We start from the raw sequence: 16166 nt of genomic DNA, 5'->3' as shown, positions 1-16166 counted from the left end.
TAGGCGTGGGGGGGCGGCGGCGCAATCAGAACAGCCCGGCGACGGCGAAAAACGGCAAAGGGATCAGGCCGGCGTTCCGGTTGGACCGGAACAGCCGCAGCAGGCCGGGCGTGTCCGAGGCGTCGAACCGCGCGAGCTGCCACAACAGGTGCCAGCCCATGGCCCAGGCGCCGCAGGTCGCGATCACCAGGCTGAGGACGCTGCGATCCAGTGTGGCAAGGATCACGGCGAGACCGAGCAGGGTCACGGTGCCGACCAGGAACCGGCGCAGCCAGGTGGGCGAGGCCTCGCCGAACAGGCGCGCGGTGGATTTCACCCCGATCAGCGCGTCGTCCTCCGCGTCCTGGTGGGCATAGACCGTGTCGTAGAACAGCGTCCACGAGATACCGCCGAAATAGGCCACCACCGCGGGCCAGCCCAGCGCCCCGGTCGAGGCGGTGAAGGCCAGAAGCGCGCCCCAGTTGAACGCGAGACCCAGGAAGATCTGCGGCCACCAGGTAAAGCGCTTGGCGAAGGGGTAGACCGCCACCGGCAACAGCGCGAGCACGCCCAGCCCGATCGCGGCCCAGTTGAAGGTCAGCAGGATCAGCAGGGCGACAAGGCACTGGGCCACCAGCCAGACCATCGCGCCGGTGACCGTCACAGCCCCCGAGGGAATCGGCCGCAGGGCCGTCCGCCGGACAGAGCCGTCGATGTCGCGGTCGGTGATGTCGTTCCAGGTGCACCCGGCGCCCCGCATCAGGATCGCGCCGATGCCGCAGCCCAGCCCAATCCACAGATCGAACGCGCCGAAGCTGCCCTTGGAAAGAGCCCCCAGCCCCAGCCCCCACCAGCACGGCAACAGCAGCAGCCAGGTTCCGATCGGCCGGTCCAACCGGGACAGGCGCAGGTAGGGCTTCCAGGCGTCGGGCGCGCGCGTGTCGACCCAATTGCCCGAGACGGCGTCGGCGATGGTCGCCGGCCGGGCCGGGCTTGCGTCCGGCGCGTTTGCCCCTGCGTCGGGGGTGCTCTGCTCTGGCGCCGCGTTGTCGTCGGTCATATGGTCTCGTCCGATGGCACAGGTTCGGCTCTTTGTAGATCACCCGCTGGGGGCGGGGCAAACCGTTCCCCTGGAGCGGGAGCAGGCGCATTATCTCTTTGGCGTGATGCGCCTGAAGGCGGGCGATTCCGTTCTGGTCTTCAACGGGGTGGCCGGCGAATGGCGGGCCGGGATCGTCGAGGCCGGCAAGCGCGGCGGCAGCCTCGAATGCCGGGAACGGACAGCGCCGCAGCGCGACCCGCCCGACCTGTGGCTGCTGTTCGCGCCGCTGAAGAAGGCCCGCACCGATTTCGTCGTCGAGAAGGCCGTCGAGATGGGCGCCGCCCGGATCTGCCCGGTGCAGACCGCCCATACCAATGCCGAGCGCATTCGCCGCGACCGCCTGCAGGCCCATGCGGTCGAGGCCGCCGAGCAATGCGGCGGAACCTTCGTGCCCGAGGTCGCCGATCTCGCGCGGCTGGACCGGGTGCTGGCCGACTGGCCCGCCGACCGCGAGATCCTGTTTTGCGACGAAACGCTCGCGGGCGGCGCACACGACCTGCCCAAAGGTCTCGGCGGCAAGCCCTGGGCCATCGTCATCGGCCCCGAGGGCGGCTTTTCCGAGGCAGAGCGGGACAGGCTGCGCGAGCGGGGCCATGCGATCGCCCTCGGCCCCCGGATCCTTCGGGCCGAGACGGCGGCGGTTGCGGCGCTGACCCTCTGGCAGGCGCGGCTGGGGGATTGGGGGTGATCCGGGTCGTGCCCCCGGATCTGCCCACGGTCGAGGCCTTCCTGCGGGCGCGGGCCCTGCGGGCGATGTTTCCGCTGGCCAACCTCGCCCGCTACGGGCTCGACGGCGGCCATGACAATGCGCCGGCGATTTGGGCGGCCTGGACCGGCGGCGCGGTCACAGATGTGCTGGCGGTCACACGGGGCGGCACCGTGCTTCCGGCGCTGCCATCGCGGAACTGGGCCGAGGCCGCCGCGGTCCTCTCCGGCGGCCGGATCGCCGCGGTGATCGGGCCGACCGACGAGGTGCGCCCCCTGATCGCGGCCGCCGGGCTTCGCGGCGCCACGACGCTGGACCGGGACGAGCCGCATTTCGCGCTGGACCTCGAGGCGCTGGACGTGCCCGACGGGCCCGGTGTGCTGATGCCCCTGCGCGAGGTGGACCTGGGCCAGGTGATCGAGTGGCGAAAGGCCTATGCCATCGAGACGCTGGGCACGCCCGCCGACCGCGCCGACCTGGACGCGCGGCGCGACGTCGATGCCTTTCTCGAAGCCGGGTCCCACCGGGTGCTGGTCGAGGACGGCCGCCTGCTGAGCATGACCGGCTTCAACGCCGATATCGGCAACGTCGTGCAGGTCGGCGGTGTCTATACCCCGCCCGAGCTGCGCGGGCGGCACCATGCCCGCCGCGCCGTGGCGCTGCACCTGGCCGAGGCCCGGGCCCGCGGTGCCCGCCGGGCCGCGCTCTTTGCCGCGAGCGCCGGCTCGGCGCATCTCTACGAGGCCATCGGCTTTGGTCGGATCGGTGACTTCACCCTCTGCCTCTATCAGGAGCCCGTGCATGTCTGACTTCCTGCGCCCCGAGGCCCGTGCCGCGCTCTACCGCTGGCGCGAGGTGCTGATCGCCGGCGGGCTGGCGGTGCTCGGCCTCTGGTGGGGGCTGACGGCGCTCGGCATCCTGCAATGGCTGGGCTGGGGCCTGGTGCTCTGCGCCGCGGCGCTGGCCTATGCGGGGCTGCAGCGGCTGCGCTTTGCCCAGGGCGGCGGCGGCGCCGGAGTGGTGACGATCGACGAGCGAAGGATCGTCTATTTCGGCCCGCTCAGCGGGGGTGTCGCCGACCTCGACCTGCTCTCCCGGCTGGAGCTGGAGCCGAAGGCCGCCCCGGCCCCCGCCTGGGTGCTGACGCTAGAGACCGGCGAGGCGCTGGAGATCCCCATCGACGCCGAGGGCGCGGACGGTCTGTTCGACCTGTTCGCGGCCCTGCCCGGGATCCGGACGGAGCAGGTGCTGTCGGTCCTGTCGCACCGGCCCGATGCCCGAGTCACCCTGTGGCAGGCCCCCGCGCGGCGGCTGCACTGACTTCTCTGCAGGATCGCACGGGCGGGGTGCATTGACACCACAGGCTCTTCGGGACACGAGAGGTCACCCTGAGCCGAGCGAGCGGAGCCCCTCTGATGTCCATACCACAGTCCGGCGGCGGCCCGATCGAGCACCGCGACCAACTGGCCGCCTATCTCGAGGCCGGCTGCAAGCCCAAGGAAGACTGGCGCATCGGGACCGAGCACGAGAAGTTCGGCTATTGCAAGGACACGTTGAAGCCGCTGCCCTATGATGGCGACCGATCGATCAAGGCGATGCTGGAGGGGCTGCAGGGCCGTTTCGGCTGGGCGCCAGTGATCGAGGGCGACAACATCATCGGCCTCGAGAAGGACGGCGCGAACGTCAGCCTGGAACCCGGCGGCCAGCTGGAGCTGTCCGGCGCACCGCTGGAGACGATCCACCAGACCTGCGACGAGGTGAACGTCCACCTGCGCGAAGTCCGCGAAATCGCCGACGAGATCGGCGTGGGCTTCATCGGGCTCGGCGCGGCGCCGATCTGGTCGCACGACGAGATGCCGCTGATGCCCAAGGGCCGCTACAAACTAATGGACGCCTACATGCAGAAGGTCGGCACCCACGGCACCCAGATGATGCGGCGGACCTGCACCGTGCAGGTGAACCTCGACTTCGGGTCAGAGCCCGACATGGTCCAGAAGATGCGCGTGGCGCTGGCCCTGCAGCCGGTGGCGACGGCGCTGTTCGCCAATTCGCCGTTCTTCGACGGCAAGCCCAACGGTCACAAATCGTGGCGCAGCCGGATCTGGCGCGACCTCGACGACGTGCGCACGGGCATGCTGCCCTTCGTTTTCGAGGACGGGTTCGGGTTCGAGGCCTGGGTGGACTACGTGCTCGATGTGCCGATGTATTTCGTCTACCGCGACGGGAAATACATCGACGCGCTGGGGCAGTCGTTCCGCGATTTCATGGCCGGGCGCCTGCCCGCGCTGCCGGGTGAAATTCCGACCCTGTCGGATTGGGCCGACCACCTGACCACCGTGTTCCCCGAGGCGCGGATGAAGAAGTTCATCGAGATGCGCGGCGCCGATGGCGGCCCCTGGCGGCGGCTTTGCGCCCTGCCCGCGCTTTGGGTCGGGCTGATGTACGATCAGGGGGCACTCGATGCGGCCTGGGACCTGGCCAAGGGCATGGATGCCGAAACGCGCGAGGCCTGGCGGGTCGCGGCCTCTGTCGACGGGCTCGATGCGGTGGTCGGCGGGCACAAGATGATCGACCTTGCCCGCGACGTGGTCGACATCGCGCGGGCCGGCCTCAAGGCGCGGGCCAAGCCGGGGCTGGGCGGGATGGTCGCGGACGAGCGGCATTTCCTGCACGCGCTCGAGGACAGCCTGGAAACCGGCATGACCCCGGCCGACGAATTGCTGGCGCAATACCGCGGCGACTGGAACGGCGACCTGAGCCGCATCTACGAAGAGTTCAGCTACTGAGCGGGCCCGGAACCCGCCCGGAGGGCTAGTCGAAGGTGCCCGTCACCCGGCCCAGAAGCATGAAGGCGCGCGACGTCCGGGTGTCGGACATCGCGACGATCTCTTCGTCCGTGGCCGTCTTCTCGAACGTCACCAGCATCTGGTCGTAGCGCCGCAGGAAGTGGTGCGCGGCATCGCGAAAGATCGTGTCCTCGCGCATCCGCCCGGCCGCGAGCGCCAGGCTGGAGCGGTCGCGCACCCCGCCCAGCGCCGCCACGCTGCGGCCCCGCACGCCCGACGCGAACTGCCGCCAGATTTCGGGCCGGGCCAGATCCGGGCGCAGATCGTCCATGTAGATCCCGTCCTGGCTGAGCAGGGTCAACACGTCCTGGCTCGCCTGGATCAGATGGCGGGCGCTGCGGTCCTTGAGGGCGCGGCGGAGCGCGGCAAAGCCGACCTCATCCTCTTCGGTGTCGGGAAAATTCAGCGCCCGGATCAGGTCGGTGGTCGAGACCTGCGGCGCCATGTCCTCTGCCGTGGTGCCGAAGGCGAGGCTCGGCTGATCCTCGTCCCGCTGCGGCTCGGGCCTCGGCCGCGCCGTGACCGGGGCGCGGTGGCCGGCGGCCGGGGTGCGGGCCGTCGTGAAGGTCGCCAGCGCGGATTCAGTCTTGCGGGCGGCCTGGGCGATCTCGTTCAGCTTGCGTTCGACCGAGGCCTCGATGCCGCCGGCCCCACGCGCCTGCCGCTCTTCGACGTAGGATTTGCGCATCGCGTCCAGCGCGGCCTGAAGCCGGGCACTTTCCTCGCGCATGATCCGGGCGGAGCGGGCGGCGGCGGCGGCGACCCAGATCATCGCGACCGGCATGAAGATCGCCATCAGCGTGAAGACGAAGCGCAGCGAATCGAGATTCTCGACCGGCTCGCCCCGCGGCTGCACGAAGAAGAACGCCCCGACTCCCGCGACCCAGACCAGGCTGAGGATGGCCGCGACCAGCTCGACTGCCGACAGCCCGCCCGTCTCCGGGCGGGACGAAGCTGCAAGCGGGCTCCGGTCCGATTTGGCGGCGTCGGACATGGTCACCTCCCGGATGACACACCGAGGTTCAGATGAAGGAGACCTTGATGATCTCGTAGGCGCGGTCGCCGCCGGGTGTGCGGACCTCCACGCTGTCCCCTTCTTCCTTGCCGATCAGGGCCCGTGCAAGGGGAGATTTGAGGTTGAGCTTGCCGCGCTCGATGTCGGCCTCGTATTCGCCGACGATCTGGTAGGTCTTTTCCTCGTCGGTGTCCTCGTCAACGATCTCCACCGTCGCGCCGAACTTGATCCCGCCCGAAAGCTTCTTGGGGTCGATCACGTCGGCCAGTGAGATCACGCCCTCGAGCTCCTTGATCCGGCCCTCGATGAAGGACTGCTTTTCCTTCGCCGAATGATACTCGGCGTTCTCGGACAGGTCGCCATGCTCGCGCGCCTCGGAGATGGCGCGGATGATCGCCGGACGCTCCACGCTCTTGAGCTGCTTCAGCTCGGCGTCGATCTTGTCGTACCCGGCGCGGGTAAGCGGTATCTTTTCCATAGGGTCGCCCGGTCTCGTCCAAAAGGGTCAGTCCTGGCACGGCTGTTCCGCCCAGGGGGTTCGAGCGAATATCAGGGGCAAGACAGCGGGAATCAACCGCAAAGCGGCCGTCGGCGTAAATCCCCTGTGTTGCCGCACTCAAGCCATATTGCCCGGCCAGATCTCGGGCCCATGTCCGATCCCGACACCGAGAGCCGGCGCGAAGAGCGCGTTTTGCTGACCGCCTCGGCGGCCTACCTTCTGTTGGCCGCGGTGCTGACGACGCTGTGGCGGGGCGGGACCACCGATCATCTTGTCGGGCCGGTGCAGAACCTGCTGTCGATCCTGTGGTTTTTCCGGTTGCCTCTGTGCATCGGCACGGCGCTGCTGGCCCTTGCCGCGGTGCGCGGGGCGGGGTCCGGCCCGGTGCGCCGGGCCTTCGTGGCGGCGGTAGCAACGGGGCTGTTCTTTGCCGCGTTCACCACCATCAAGGCGTCGATGCCGATGGCCATGCCGTTCTGGGCCGACCCGCCACTCGCCGCGCTGGACCGGATGCTGCACGGCGGAACCGATGCCTGGGCCATCGCCCACAGGCTCGCGCCCTGGATCGACGCGCAGACCGCCTCGGCGCTGTACCTGCTGGTCTGGCTGCCGCTGGCGCTGGGGTTTCCGATCCTGCTGATGCTGTCGGACGGCGACACCGTGCGGAGGCGGCGCTTTCTGGCGCTCTATGCCGTGGTCTGGATCGTCCTGGGCAATGTGCTGGCCTTGCTGTTCCTGTCCGGCGGGCCGGTCTACGCGGACCGGCTGACCGGCGGCAGCGACTTTGCCGGGCTGGGCGCGGCCTTCGCGGCCTCCGGCATCGCCGAGACCGCGACGGCCTCGATCCACGAGGGGCTGTGGCATGCCTTTGTCACCGGCGAGAACCGCGTGGGCTCCGGCATCTCGGCCTTTCCCAGCGTCCATGTGGGCATCGCGTCGGTGTTTGCGCTCTACGCGGTGGAGCGTTGGGGCAAGCCGGGGGTCATCGCCATCGCCTATGCCGGCGCGATCCTGTTCCTGTCGGTCTACCTCGGCTGGCACTATGCCGTGGACGGATACGCCTCGATCGCCGTGGTGCTGGCGGCGAACGCGATGATGAAGCGACGCGGGGCCCTTCCGCACCTGGCCCTGCACCGAGCCTGATCCCCGAGACCAAATTCCGGGCCTGCCCCCCCGTCCGCGCCACTGCGTCGCGGACGCGCGATCTGACGCCGTGTTCCGATTGCCCCTGTCCCAAGGCTTCGCTAGGTCTGTCACGATCTTTCCGCAGGGCCCCCTGCCCAAAGCTTGGAGAAAACGATGGCCGACGCGACGCGCGAAACGATGGAATACGATGTGGTCATCGTTGGCGCGGGGCCTGCCGGCCTGTCGGCGGCGATCCGGCTGAAACAGCTGGATCCCGACCGCGAGGTCGTCGTGCTCGAGAAAGGCTCCGAGGTCGGGGCGCATATCCTGTCGGGCGCGGTGCTCGACCCCTGTGCGCTCAACCAGCTGATCCCCGACTGGAAAGACAAGGGCGCCCCGATCACCGTTCCGGTCAGGCAGGACAATTTCTACGTCCTGGGCGAGGCGGGCAAGATGCGCCTTCCGAATTTCGCCATGCCGCCGCTGATGCATAACCACGGCAACTACATCGTCTCGATGGGCAATGTCTGCCGCTGGCTGGCCGAACAGGCCGAGGCGCTGGGGGTCGAGATCTTCCCCGGCATGTCCTGCTCCGAACTGGTCTTCGGCGAGGACGGCGCGGTCAAGGGCGTCGTCGCGGGCGAATTCGGCAAGCAGGCCGACGGCACTCCCGGCCCCGCCTACGAGCCGGGGATGGAGCTTCACGGCAAGTATGTCTTCCTGTCCGAGGGCGTGCGCGGGTCGCTGTCCAAGCAGGTCATCGCGAAATACGACCTCGCGCAGCGGGCCGAGCCGCAGAAATACGGCCTCGGCATGAAGGAGATCTGGGAGATCGACCCCGACAAGCACCGCGAGGGCACCGTGACCCACACGATGGGCTGGCCGCTTGGCAAGAACGCGGGCGGCGGGTCCTTCATCTATCACCTTGACAACAATCAGGTTTACGTGGGCTTCGTCGTCCACCTCAACTATGCCAACCCCTATCTCTTTCCCTACATGGAATTTCAGCGGTTCAAGCATCACCCGATGGTGGCAGAGCTTCTGAAGGGCGGCAAACGGGTGGCTTACGGTGCCCGCGCGATCACCGAAGGCGGCTGGCAATCGCTGCCGAAGACCGCGTTTCCGGGCGGTGCGCTGCTGGGCTGTTCGGCGGGCTTGGTGAACGTGCCCCGGATCAAGGGCAACCATAACGCGATGTATTCCGGCATGCATGCCGCCGAGGCCGCCCACGCGGCGATCGAGGCGGGCCGTGCCGGCGACACGCTGTCCGACTACGACCGCGCCCTGCGTAGCGGGCCGGTGGCCAAGGACCTCAAGCCCGTGCGCAACGTCAAGCCGCTCTGGTCGCGCCACGGGCTGATGGCCTCGCTGGGGCTGGGCGGGCTCGACATGTGGATGAACAACCTCTTTGGCTTCTCGCTACTGGGCACGCTCAGACACGGCAAATCCGACGCTGAGGCGACCGGCAAGGCGGCCACGTTCAAGCCCATAGACTATCCCAAGCCGGACGGAACCCTGTCCTTCGACCGGCTGACCAACGTCAGCTTCTCGATGACGAATCACGAGGAAAGCCAGCCGTCGCACCTGAAGCTGGCCGATCCGGACAAGGCGCTGTCGGTCGACTGGGAGCAATACGCCGGCCCCTCGGCCCGCTACTGCCCGGCCGGGGTCTACGAATTCGTGGGCGAGGGCGCGGAGCGCCGCTTCCAGATCAATTTCCAGAACTGCGTCCACTGCAAGACCTGCGACATCAAGGATCCGGCCCTGAACATCACCTGGACCACGCCCCAGGGCGGCGACGGTCCGAACTATCCCAACATGTGAGGCGGCGCGGCCCCACTGTCGCTTTGTTGCGCGGCAATCCGCTAAGACGGACAATTGTGATCGGCCACCGCATTGCCGCATTCGAATGCTATCCCTAGGGTGGCCTCGGACAGTCGGGAACGGGATATCGAAGTGAAGATGAGCAGTCTGAGTGGGTTGGCCCTCGCGGGCACCCTCGCCCTCGTCGTGCATGCACCAAAGGCCTATGCCGAGCAGAACGCGGGCGCCTATCTTGCCGGCAGATTTGCCGCCAACCACGGCGATTACCCCACCGCCGCCATGTATTTCGAGCAGGCGCTGATGCTCGATCCGACGAATGCCTTCCTGGCCGAGAACACGATCGCCGCCATGGTCTCGACCGGGCGGATCGTCGCCGCCACCCCGCTGGCCGAAAGCGCCCGCGCCCATGGCATCGACAGTCATGTCGCCACGATGGTCACCTTCGCCGACGCCGCCGAAGCCGGAAAATGGGACCGGATCTTTGCCGGGCTGGAAGGCGGCGCCTCGATCGGGCCGCTGCTGGACGGACTTGCCCAGGGCTGGGCCTTCGTCGGGCTCGGGGATCGCAGGCGGGCCGAATCCGCCTTCGACACCGTCGCGGAAGAATCGGGCCTCGCCACCTTCGGACTTTATCACAAGGCGCTGGCGCTGACCGTCCTGGGCGACGATGCCGCGGCGCTCGAGATCCTGTCGCTGCCGCCGCAGGCGGGCCTGCACCGCACCCGCCGCGGCGCGATCCTGAAGGCCGAGGTGCTGGGCCGGCTGGGCCGAGAAGCCGAGGCCATCGACTACCTCGACGCGACCTTCGCCGGCAGGCTCGACCCGGGGCTGCAACGGCTGCGCGACGCGCTGGCGGAAGGCGCCCCGGCCGGATCTGTCATCGCGACCTCCGCCGCCGAGGGCCTGGCCGAGGCCTATTTCAGCGTGGGCAGCGCGATCCAGGGGCAGGTCGATGACGGTTATGCCCTGCTTTATTTCCGGCTCGCGCGGCACCTCGCCCCGGCCCACGCCGAGGCGACCCTGCGCGTCGCCGGCCTGCTGGACGACATGGGCCGCCACGGGTTGGCCAGCGCCGCCTACAGCACCATCGGCCCGCGCGATCCGGCCTATCAATCGGCGGCCCTCGGGCGGGCCGAAGCGCTGCGCAAGGCCGGCGAGCGGGAGGCAGCCGCCGACCTGCTCGGGACGCTCTGCCAGACCTACGAGAGCCCGCGCAACCGCGCCCGGCTCGGCGACGTGCTGCGCCAGCTCGGACGCTTTGGCGAGGCGAACGAAGCCTACAGCCGTTCGCTCGCCCTGTCGGACGAGGACAACGCGGCGCGCTGGATGGTGCACTATGCCCGCGGCATCACGTTCGAGCAGATGGGCGACTGGGACCGGGCAGAGGCGGACTTTCGCGCGGCCCTCGCCCTGAACCCGGGGCAGCCTCAGGTCCTGAACTACCTCGGATACTCGCTGGCCGAAAAGAACATCAAGCTGGACGAGGCGCTGACGATGATCCGCGCCGCCGCCGAGGCGCGGCCCGAGGACGGACGGATCGCCGACAGCCTCGGCTGGGTCCTGTTCCGCATGGGCGCCTACGAAGAAGCGGTCGTCCAGCTGGAACGCGCCGCCGAGCTTGCGCCGACGCAGTCGGTGGTCGTCGATCACCTGGCCGACGCCTATTGGGCCGTCGGCCGCCGGACCGAGGCCCGGTTCCAATGGCGCCGCGCCCTGTCCTTCTCACCCGCCGAGGAAAGCGCCGCGCGTATCCGAACCAAGCTGGACCACGGTCTCGACCTTGCGCAAGGCGGTTCGGCCCCCGAAGCCGTTCAGGTGGCCCATGGCGATCGCCAATAGGCCCGGAGAGCCGCTGCGGATCACCGCGCCGGCCAAGGTCAACCTCACCCTGCATGTCACGGGCCAGCGGGCCGGCGGCTATCACGACCTCGACAGCCTCGTGGTCTTTGCCGGGATCGGCGACGTCCTGACCGCGCGCCCTTCGACCGACCTGAGCCTGACGGTCAGCGGGCCGTTCTCGGCGGGCGTGCCGAACGACGGGCGCAACCTGGTGCTTCAGGCCGCCGCCGCCCTGTCGGAACGCCACGGCGTGCCCTTCGGCGCGGCGATCACCCTGGACAAGGCCCTGCCCCATGCGGCGGGGCTCGGCAGCGGGTCATCGGACGCGGCGGCGGCGCTGCAGCTGCTGGCGAAGCTCTGGGATGTGCCCGCGCTCGAACACGGCGACCCGATCCTGGCCGCCCTCGGCGCCGATGTGCCGGTCTGCTACGCCGGGCCCGCCCCGTTGCGGATGTCGGGGATCGGCGACCGTCTGGCCTACACGCCCGACCTGCCGGATTTTGCCATGGTGCTGGTGAACCCCAAGGTCGAGGTGCCAACGAGCGCCGTCTTCGATGCCATGGCCAAGCGCAACAACGCCGAGATGGAGGACGTGCCCCACGACCTCGATTTCGACGGCCTCTGCGAATGGCTGGGCCGTCAGCGCAACGACATGACCGAGGCCTCGACCGCCATCGCTCCCGAAATCGGCCAGGCGCTGGAGAAGCTCCGCCGCCAGCCGCTGGTGCGCCACGCGACCATGTCGGGCTCTGGGGCGACCTGCATCGGCCTGGTCAAGGACATGGACCACGCCCGCCGCGCGGCCCGCGCGGTGCAGGTCTCGGAAATGGGATGGTGGGTGGCGCCCGCGCCGTTCCTGCGGCCCGGGATGCTCAGCTTCTAGCGGATGCGCAGGACGACGTAATCGGCCAGATCCACCAGCATGGTGCGGATCTCGTGCTCGGGCAACGCGTCGAGTGCGGCCTTGGCGCGGTCCGCCCATGCCACGGCCTCGGCCTTTGTCGCCGCGAGCGTGCCGTGCCTGCCGATCAGCGCAAGGGCGTGGTCCAGATCACCCTCCTCCTGGTTGCCCTTCTCGATCGTGCGCACCCAGAAGGCACGTTCCTCGGCATCGGCGACGGCCACCGCCTTGATCACCGGCAGGGTCAGCTTGCGCTCGCGGAAATCGTCGCCGACGTTCTTTCCCGTGGCGTCGGTCCCCGCGTAGTCGAGGTAATCGTCCACGATCTGGAACGCGACGCCAAGCGCCTCGCCATACTGGAAGAGCGCGTCGGACACGGCCTCCGGCTGGCCCGCGATCACGCCGCCGACCTCGGTCGCGGCCGAAAACAGGGCCGCCGTCTTGCCCAGGATCACCCGCAGATAGACATCCTCGTCCGTCGCCAGGTTCCGCGCGGCGGTCAGTTGCAGCACCTCGCCCTCGGCGATCGTCGCGGCCGCGTTGGACAGGATGTCGAGCACACGCAGGGACCCGGCCTCGACCATAAGCTGGAACGACCGCGCGAAGAGGTAATCGCCCACAAGCACCGAAGATTGGTTGTCCCACAGCAGGTTGGCGGTGGGCCGCCCGCGGCGCTGGCTGCTTTCATCGACCACGTCGTCATGCAGCAGGGTCGCGGTGTGGATGAACTCGACCGTGGCGGCAAGATGCACATGATAGGGCCCCTCGTAGCCGCACATCTTCGCTGTGGCGAGCGTCAGCATCGGGCGCAGGCGCTTGCCCCCGGCCTCGACCAGATGCGCCGTCACCTCGGGGATTCGCGGCGCATGTTCCGAGGCCATGCGCGTGCGGATCAGCGCGTTGACCTGGTCCATCTCGGAGGACAACGCCTCGGCCAGGCGTTCGTGCGGTTTCGTGGCGGCTGTATCGAGGCTCATGACGGTCCTGCAATTCAATGGTCAGGGCTGCATAGACAAGAACCGGCCGGACGCATAGGTCAGAAGGATGAGGGAGCTTCTGCGCAGCACCGATCCGACAATCATCGCCTTTGCCAAGGCCTTGTTAGACGGCGAGGGTATAGACTGCTTCGAGATGGACGTAAACATGAGCGTCCTCGAGGGATCCATCGGCATATTGCCGCGGCGCCTGATGGTTTTGCGGCGTGATCATTTTCAGGCGACGATCGTGATGCGCGACAATGACATCGACCTGGGATACTGAGCCGACGCGCGACGCCTTCCTGGGTGGCCGCGTCTCGCTTTTTCAGCCGCGCGACGGCTACCGCGCCGGGATGGATGCGGTGCTTTTGGCCGCGAGCGTGCAGGCGACACCGGGCCAGACCGTGCTGGAGCTCGGCTGTGGCGTGGGTGCCGCGGCGCTGTGCCTCGCGGCCAGGGTGCCGGGCGTCTCGCTCACCGGGGTGGAGATACAGCCCGCCTACGCCGCGCTCGCCCGCCGCAACGCCGAGGCCAACCGCGCGGCTTTCGACGTGGTGGAGGGCGACCTGGCCCGCCTGCCCGCCCATCTGCGGCAGGTCAGCTTCGATCACGTGATTATGAACCCGCCCTATTTCGACCCCGATCTCGGCACCGGATCGGCGGATCCCGGCCGAGACACCGCGCTTCGGGGCGCTACCCCGGCCAGCGCGTGGATCGACGCGGGCCTCCGGCGGCTGGCGCCCAAGGGGTGGCTGACGCTGATCCAGCGGGTCGACCGCCTGCCCGACATGCTGAGGGCGCTGGATGGCCGAATCGGCTCGGTCTGCGTCGCGCCGCTCGCCGCGCGGGCCGGGCGTCCGCCCCATCTCTTTGTGATGCAAGGGAAAAAGGGAGGCCGCGCCCGGTTTCGCATGACCGCCCCAGTGATCCTGCACACCGGCCCAAGCCACGAGCGGGACGCCGAGGACTACACCGCCCCCATCGCGGCCGCTCTCCGCGACGGGGCGGAATTGCGCATCTGGGATTAACGATGCGTCAACTTATTGCGCGTTTCCTGTCCAAAGGGCCCTTGCTGCCGTGCAGCGTGACAGGTCCGGCAATCTGTGATGCACTTGTCCTACGACAGATACATATTTGAGAGGAGACGCCTTATGAGCCTGAGTTCGCACCTGCAGGAACTGAGGAAGAAGCACCAAAACCTCTCGGACGCCGTTGAAGCGGCTCAGCGTAGCCCGGCGACCGACGATCTCGAAATCGCTCACCTGAAGAAGCAGAAGCTGCAACTCAAGGAAGAGATTTCCCGGCTCAGCGTCGGCTGACCCGGGACGACCCTCGCGCTTATTCCGGGAAGTGACGCCCGGTCGCGAGGTCCCTGATCGCCACGACCTCCCGCTCGACCCAGTCGATGAAGGAGGATACCTGTGGACGTCTCTCGTTGCCCACCGGGCACACGATCCGATAGGCCGCATTGGCCCAAAGCGTGAGGGGGAACGGCATGACAAGCCGCCCCTCGCGCAGATGCTTTTCCGTCATCGACACCCGGCCCAGCAACGCCCCCGCCCCGGCGAGCGCGGCGTTTACCGCGTGATCCGCCTGGCTGAAGTGGGTGCCCGCAGCCTCGGGCGCGTCGAGACCCGCGGCCTTCAGCCAGGTCGGCCAGTCCCGGCGCGGGGTCAGGAACGCCGTGTCATCCTGGTGCAGCAGCGGAAGCGACAGAAGATCCTCCGGGCTGGAGAGGCCCTCGGCCAGGTGGGGCGCGACCATGGGGGTCATCCATTCCTCGATGATCGTGCGCGAAAACAGCCCATCGTCGACGGATTGTCCGAACCGGATGGCCAGGTCGACCTCGTCCTGTTCGAAATCCATCACACGCAACGACGCGGAGAGACGCAGCTCGATATCCGGGTTCTCGGTCACGAACAGGAACAGCCGCGGGGCAAGCCATTTCGAGGTGAAGCCCGGCCCTGCCGTGACGACCAGGGTCCGGGTATCGGACAGCCGCCGCGCCGTGCGCCACGCCGTGCGCAGCGAGGCGAACCCGTCGCGGGCCCCGGGGGCGAGGGCGCGGCCGGCCTCCGTCAGTTCCACGGCACGGTTCAAGCGGCGAAAGACCGGGCGGCCAAGGTGCTGTTCCAGGCTCTTGATCTGGAACGACAGCGCGGCCGGGGTCACGTTCAGCTCTTCCGCTGCCTGTGCGAAGGACATGTGCCGGGCGGCAGCGTCAAAGGCGCGCAACGCTGTGAGAGGCGGCAGGGCGTCGGACATACCACTTAAGTATTACTTATGTGAACCCATGGAAAGTCTCGTTTGTCGGCAGGCACGGAAAATCCCATGTTCAGTGACAGACGTTGACTGATCTTGCCGATGGAGGCCCCGACATGATGTTTGAAACCCGCCCCGACGCCAGCACAAGCCGCGCCATGGATCACGCTCACGCAGCCCGGGGGCAGGCGCTGCGCACCGGGCTGCGCTGGCTGTTCGGGCGCCGCTGACCCGTGGCCGGCTGGGCCCATAGGCACCAACCGACCAGCCCAAAAACAGGAAAAGGGCCGGCGCAAGGCCGGCCCCCCGTTCAGCGCCGCCAGTCGTTCAGGCGAAGAATTGTGCCCCGTTGGCCGAGATCGTGGAGCCGTTGATGAAGCTGGCGTCATCTGAGGCGAGGAATGTCACGATCCGCGCGATCTCTTCCGGCTCGCCGAGACGGCCCGCCGGGATCATGCCCACGATCTTCTCGCGCACGGCCTCTGGCACGGCCATCACCATCTCGGTCGCGATGTAGCCCGGGCAAATCGCGTTGGCGGTGATGCCGGCGCGCGCACCTTCCTGGGCCAACGACTTGACGATGCCCAGGTCCCCCGCCTTGGTCGCGGCGTAGTTGACCTGGCCGAACTGGCCCTTCTGCCCGTTGATCGAAGAGATGACGATCACCCGGCCGAACTTGCGCTCTCTCATGCCGGGCCAGATCGGGTGGACGGTGTTGAAGACGCCGGTCAGGTTGGTGTCGATCACCTCTTTCCACTGCTCGGGCGACATCTTGTGAAACGGCGCGTCGCGGGTGATGCCCGCGTTCGCCACGACGATGTCGACGGGGCCGAGGTCGGCCTCCACCTGAGCGATTCCCGCTTTCGATTCGTCGTAATCAGCGACGTTCCACTTGTATGTCTTGATCCCGGTTTCATCGGTAAAGGCGGCGGCCTTCTCCGTGTTGCCGGCATATGTGGCGGCGACCTCGTAGCCTTCGGCCTTGAGCGCCTTCGAAATGGCTGCGCCGATGCCACGGCTTCCGCCGGTGACCAGTGCGACTCGTCCCATGTGTTTTCTCCTCCTGGATAGTCCTTGCTGGTGGAGGCGCG

The 16166-nt window shown here is 68.2% G+C and carries 17 protein-coding genes; 11 read left to right on the top strand and 6 right to left on the bottom strand.

What is annotated here, in order from left to right:
• Positions 1 to 25: 25 nt before the first annotated feature.
• Positions 26 to 1039, bottom strand: coding sequence for a 4-hydroxybenzoate octaprenyltransferase (gene ubiA, locus ROA7023_RS02780; RefSeq protein ID WP_085877488.1), 1014 nt, complete (start codon positions 1037 to 1039; stop codon positions 26 to 28).
• Positions 1040 to 1052: 13 nt separating this feature from the next.
• Here ubiA and ROA7023_RS02775 point away from each other — a divergent pair, with 13 nt between their 5' ends.
• The 4 genes from ROA7023_RS02775 (at position 1053) to ROA7023_RS02760 (ending at position 4573) form a co-directional block, all read left to right on the top strand.
• A complete protein-coding gene (locus tag ROA7023_RS02775; protein WP_085877487.1) occupies positions 1053 to 1769 on the top strand; it encodes a 16S rRNA (uracil(1498)-N(3))-methyltransferase in 717 nt (238 codons plus the stop codon).
• A complete protein-coding gene (locus tag ROA7023_RS02770) occupies positions 1766 to 2596 on the top strand; it encodes a GNAT family N-acetyltransferase (protein ID WP_143535423.1) in 831 nt (276 codons plus the stop codon). The genes ROA7023_RS02775 and ROA7023_RS02770 overlap by 4 nt, the downstream gene beginning before the upstream one ends.
• A complete protein-coding gene (locus ROA7023_RS02765; RefSeq protein WP_085877485.1) occupies positions 2589 to 3107 on the top strand; it encodes a hypothetical protein in 519 nt (172 codons plus the stop codon). Before ROA7023_RS02770 ends, ROA7023_RS02765 begins: the two co-directional genes overlap by 8 nt.
• A 95-nt stretch (positions 3108 to 3202) precedes the next feature.
• The gene (locus ROA7023_RS02760; RefSeq protein WP_085877484.1) at positions 3203 to 4573 is read left to right on the top strand and encodes a glutamate--cysteine ligase; all 1371 of its coding nucleotides are present in this window, start codon (positions 3203 to 3205) and stop codon (positions 4571 to 4573) included.
• A gap of 25 nt (positions 4574 to 4598) precedes the next feature.
• Here ROA7023_RS02760 and ROA7023_RS02755 read toward each other — a convergent pair whose 3' ends face one another.
• Positions 4599 to 5627, bottom strand: a complete 1029-nt coding sequence (locus ROA7023_RS02755; RefSeq protein WP_085877483.1) for a hypothetical protein — start codon at positions 5625 to 5627, stop codon at positions 4599 to 4601.
• 28 nt (positions 5628 to 5655) lie between these two features.
• The gene (greA, locus tag ROA7023_RS02750) at positions 5656 to 6126 is read right to left on the bottom strand and encodes a transcription elongation factor GreA (protein WP_085877482.1); all 471 of its coding nucleotides are present in this window, start codon (positions 6124 to 6126) and stop codon (positions 5656 to 5658) included.
• 171 nt (positions 6127 to 6297) lie between these two features.
• On the opposite strand from greA, the gene ROA7023_RS02745 reads away from it, so the two are divergent.
• The 4 genes from ROA7023_RS02745 (at position 6298) to ROA7023_RS02730 (ending at position 11818) form a co-directional block, all read left to right on the top strand.
• Entirely contained in the window at positions 6298 to 7290 is a 993-nt protein-coding gene (locus ROA7023_RS02745) for a phosphatase PAP2 family protein (protein ID WP_085877481.1), read from the top strand.
• Positions 7291 to 7446: 156 nt separating this feature from the next.
• The gene (locus ROA7023_RS02740; protein ID WP_085877480.1) at positions 7447 to 9096 is read left to right on the top strand and encodes an electron transfer flavoprotein-ubiquinone oxidoreductase; all 1650 of its coding nucleotides are present in this window, start codon (positions 7447 to 7449) and stop codon (positions 9094 to 9096) included.
• Positions 9097 to 9234: 138 nt separating this feature from the next.
• Positions 9235 to 10935 carry a tetratricopeptide repeat protein gene (locus tag ROA7023_RS02735; RefSeq protein WP_085877479.1) on the top strand — a complete coding sequence of 567 codons (1701 nt, stop codon included), beginning with the start codon at positions 9235 to 9237 and terminating at the stop codon, positions 10933 to 10935.
• Positions 10919 to 11818: a 4-(cytidine 5'-diphospho)-2-C-methyl-D-erythritol kinase gene (locus ROA7023_RS02730; RefSeq protein WP_085877478.1), complete on the top strand. Its 900-nt coding sequence runs from the start codon at positions 10919 to 10921 to the stop codon at positions 11816 to 11818. Before ROA7023_RS02735 ends, ROA7023_RS02730 begins: the two co-directional genes overlap by 17 nt.
• Here the strand turns inward: ROA7023_RS02730 and ROA7023_RS02725 are convergent.
• Positions 11815 to 12813, bottom strand: a complete 999-nt coding sequence (locus ROA7023_RS02725) for a polyprenyl synthetase family protein (protein WP_085877477.1) — start codon at positions 12811 to 12813, stop codon at positions 11815 to 11817. The genes ROA7023_RS02730 and ROA7023_RS02725 overlap by 4 nt on opposite strands.
• 67 nt (positions 12814 to 12880) lie before the next feature.
• Here ROA7023_RS02725 and ROA7023_RS02720 point away from each other — a divergent pair, with 67 nt between their 5' ends.
• From ROA7023_RS02720 to ROA7023_RS02710, 3 genes are all read left to right on the top strand, one after another.
• Positions 12881 to 13096 carry a putative signal transducing protein gene (locus ROA7023_RS02720; protein ID WP_085877476.1) on the top strand — a complete coding sequence of 72 codons (216 nt, stop codon included), beginning with the start codon at positions 12881 to 12883 and terminating at the stop codon, positions 13094 to 13096.
• Positions 13074 to 13841, top strand: a complete 768-nt coding sequence (locus ROA7023_RS02715; protein WP_085877475.1) for a tRNA1(Val) (adenine(37)-N6)-methyltransferase — start codon at positions 13074 to 13076, stop codon at positions 13839 to 13841. Before ROA7023_RS02720 ends, ROA7023_RS02715 begins: the two co-directional genes overlap by 23 nt.
• Positions 13842 to 13964: 123 nt before the next feature.
• On the top strand, positions 13965 to 14132 hold the full coding sequence (locus tag ROA7023_RS02710; protein ID WP_085877474.1) for a YdcH family protein: 168 nt from the start codon (positions 13965 to 13967) through the stop codon (positions 14130 to 14132).
• Between the two features lie 19 nt (positions 14133 to 14151).
• On the opposite strand, the gene gcvA is transcribed toward ROA7023_RS02710, so the two are convergent.
• Positions 14152 to 15078 carry a transcriptional regulator GcvA gene (gene gcvA / locus ROA7023_RS02705; RefSeq protein ID WP_085877473.1) on the bottom strand — a complete coding sequence of 309 codons (927 nt, stop codon included), beginning with the start codon at positions 15076 to 15078 and terminating at the stop codon, positions 14152 to 14154.
• Between the two features lie 324 nt (positions 15079 to 15402).
• Complete coding sequence (gene phbB, locus ROA7023_RS02700) at positions 15403 to 16125, bottom strand: acetoacetyl-CoA reductase (protein ID WP_085877472.1); 723 nt, start codon at positions 16123 to 16125, stop codon at positions 15403 to 15405.
• Between the last annotated feature and the right edge of the window lie 41 nt (positions 16126 to 16166).

It is taken from the genome of Roseisalinus antarcticus, assembly GCF_900172355.1.
Taxonomy (GTDB): domain Bacteria; phylum Pseudomonadota; class Alphaproteobacteria; order Rhodobacterales; family Rhodobacteraceae; genus Oceanicola; species Oceanicola antarcticus_A.
This window is presented reverse-complemented; position numbering and strand designations above follow the sequence as displayed.

What these genes read in the sequence shown, in the direction of transcription:
- ubiA (WP_085877488.1), bottom strand. Translation starts at nt 1,039, where the DNA reads ATGACCGACGACAACGCGGCGCCAGAGCAGAGCACCCCCGACGCAGGG.
- ROA7023_RS02775 (WP_085877487.1), top strand. Translation starts at nt 1,053, where the DNA reads ATGGCACAGGTTCGGCTCTTTGTAGATCACCCGCTGGGGGCGGGGCAA.
- ROA7023_RS02765 (WP_085877485.1), top strand. Translation starts at nt 2,589, where the DNA reads ATGTCTGACTTCCTGCGCCCCGAGGCCCGTGCCGCGCTCTACCGCTGG.
- ROA7023_RS02760 (WP_085877484.1), top strand. Translation starts at nt 3,203, where the DNA reads ATGTCCATACCACAGTCCGGCGGCGGCCCGATCGAGCACCGCGACCAA.
- ROA7023_RS02755 (WP_085877483.1), bottom strand. Translation starts at nt 5,627, where the DNA reads ATGTCCGACGCCGCCAAATCGGACCGGAGCCCGCTTGCAGCTTCGTCC.
- greA (WP_085877482.1), bottom strand. Translation starts at nt 6,126, where the DNA reads ATGGAAAAGATACCGCTTACCCGCGCCGGGTACGACAAGATCGACGCC.
- ROA7023_RS02745 (WP_085877481.1), top strand. Translation starts at nt 6,298, where the DNA reads ATGTCCGATCCCGACACCGAGAGCCGGCGCGAAGAGCGCGTTTTGCTG.
- ROA7023_RS02740 (WP_085877480.1), top strand. Translation starts at nt 7,447, where the DNA reads ATGGCCGACGCGACGCGCGAAACGATGGAATACGATGTGGTCATCGTT.
- ROA7023_RS02735 (WP_085877479.1), top strand. Translation starts at nt 9,235, where the DNA reads ATGAGCAGTCTGAGTGGGTTGGCCCTCGCGGGCACCCTCGCCCTCGTC.
- ROA7023_RS02730 (WP_085877478.1), top strand. Translation starts at nt 10,919, where the DNA reads ATGGCGATCGCCAATAGGCCCGGAGAGCCGCTGCGGATCACCGCGCCG.
- ROA7023_RS02725 (WP_085877477.1), bottom strand. Translation starts at nt 12,813, where the DNA reads ATGAGCCTCGATACAGCCGCCACGAAACCGCACGAACGCCTGGCCGAG.
- ROA7023_RS02720 (WP_085877476.1), top strand. Translation starts at nt 12,881, where the DNA reads ATGAGGGAGCTTCTGCGCAGCACCGATCCGACAATCATCGCCTTTGCC.
- ROA7023_RS02715 (WP_085877475.1), top strand. Translation starts at nt 13,074, where the DNA reads ATGACATCGACCTGGGATACTGAGCCGACGCGCGACGCCTTCCTGGGT.
- ROA7023_RS02710 (WP_085877474.1), top strand. Translation starts at nt 13,965, where the DNA reads ATGAGCCTGAGTTCGCACCTGCAGGAACTGAGGAAGAAGCACCAAAAC.
- gcvA (WP_085877473.1), bottom strand. Translation starts at nt 15,078, where the DNA reads ATGTCCGACGCCCTGCCGCCTCTCACAGCGTTGCGCGCCTTTGACGCT.
- phbB (WP_085877472.1), bottom strand. Translation starts at nt 16,125, where the DNA reads ATGGGACGAGTCGCACTGGTCACCGGCGGAAGCCGTGGCATCGGCGCA.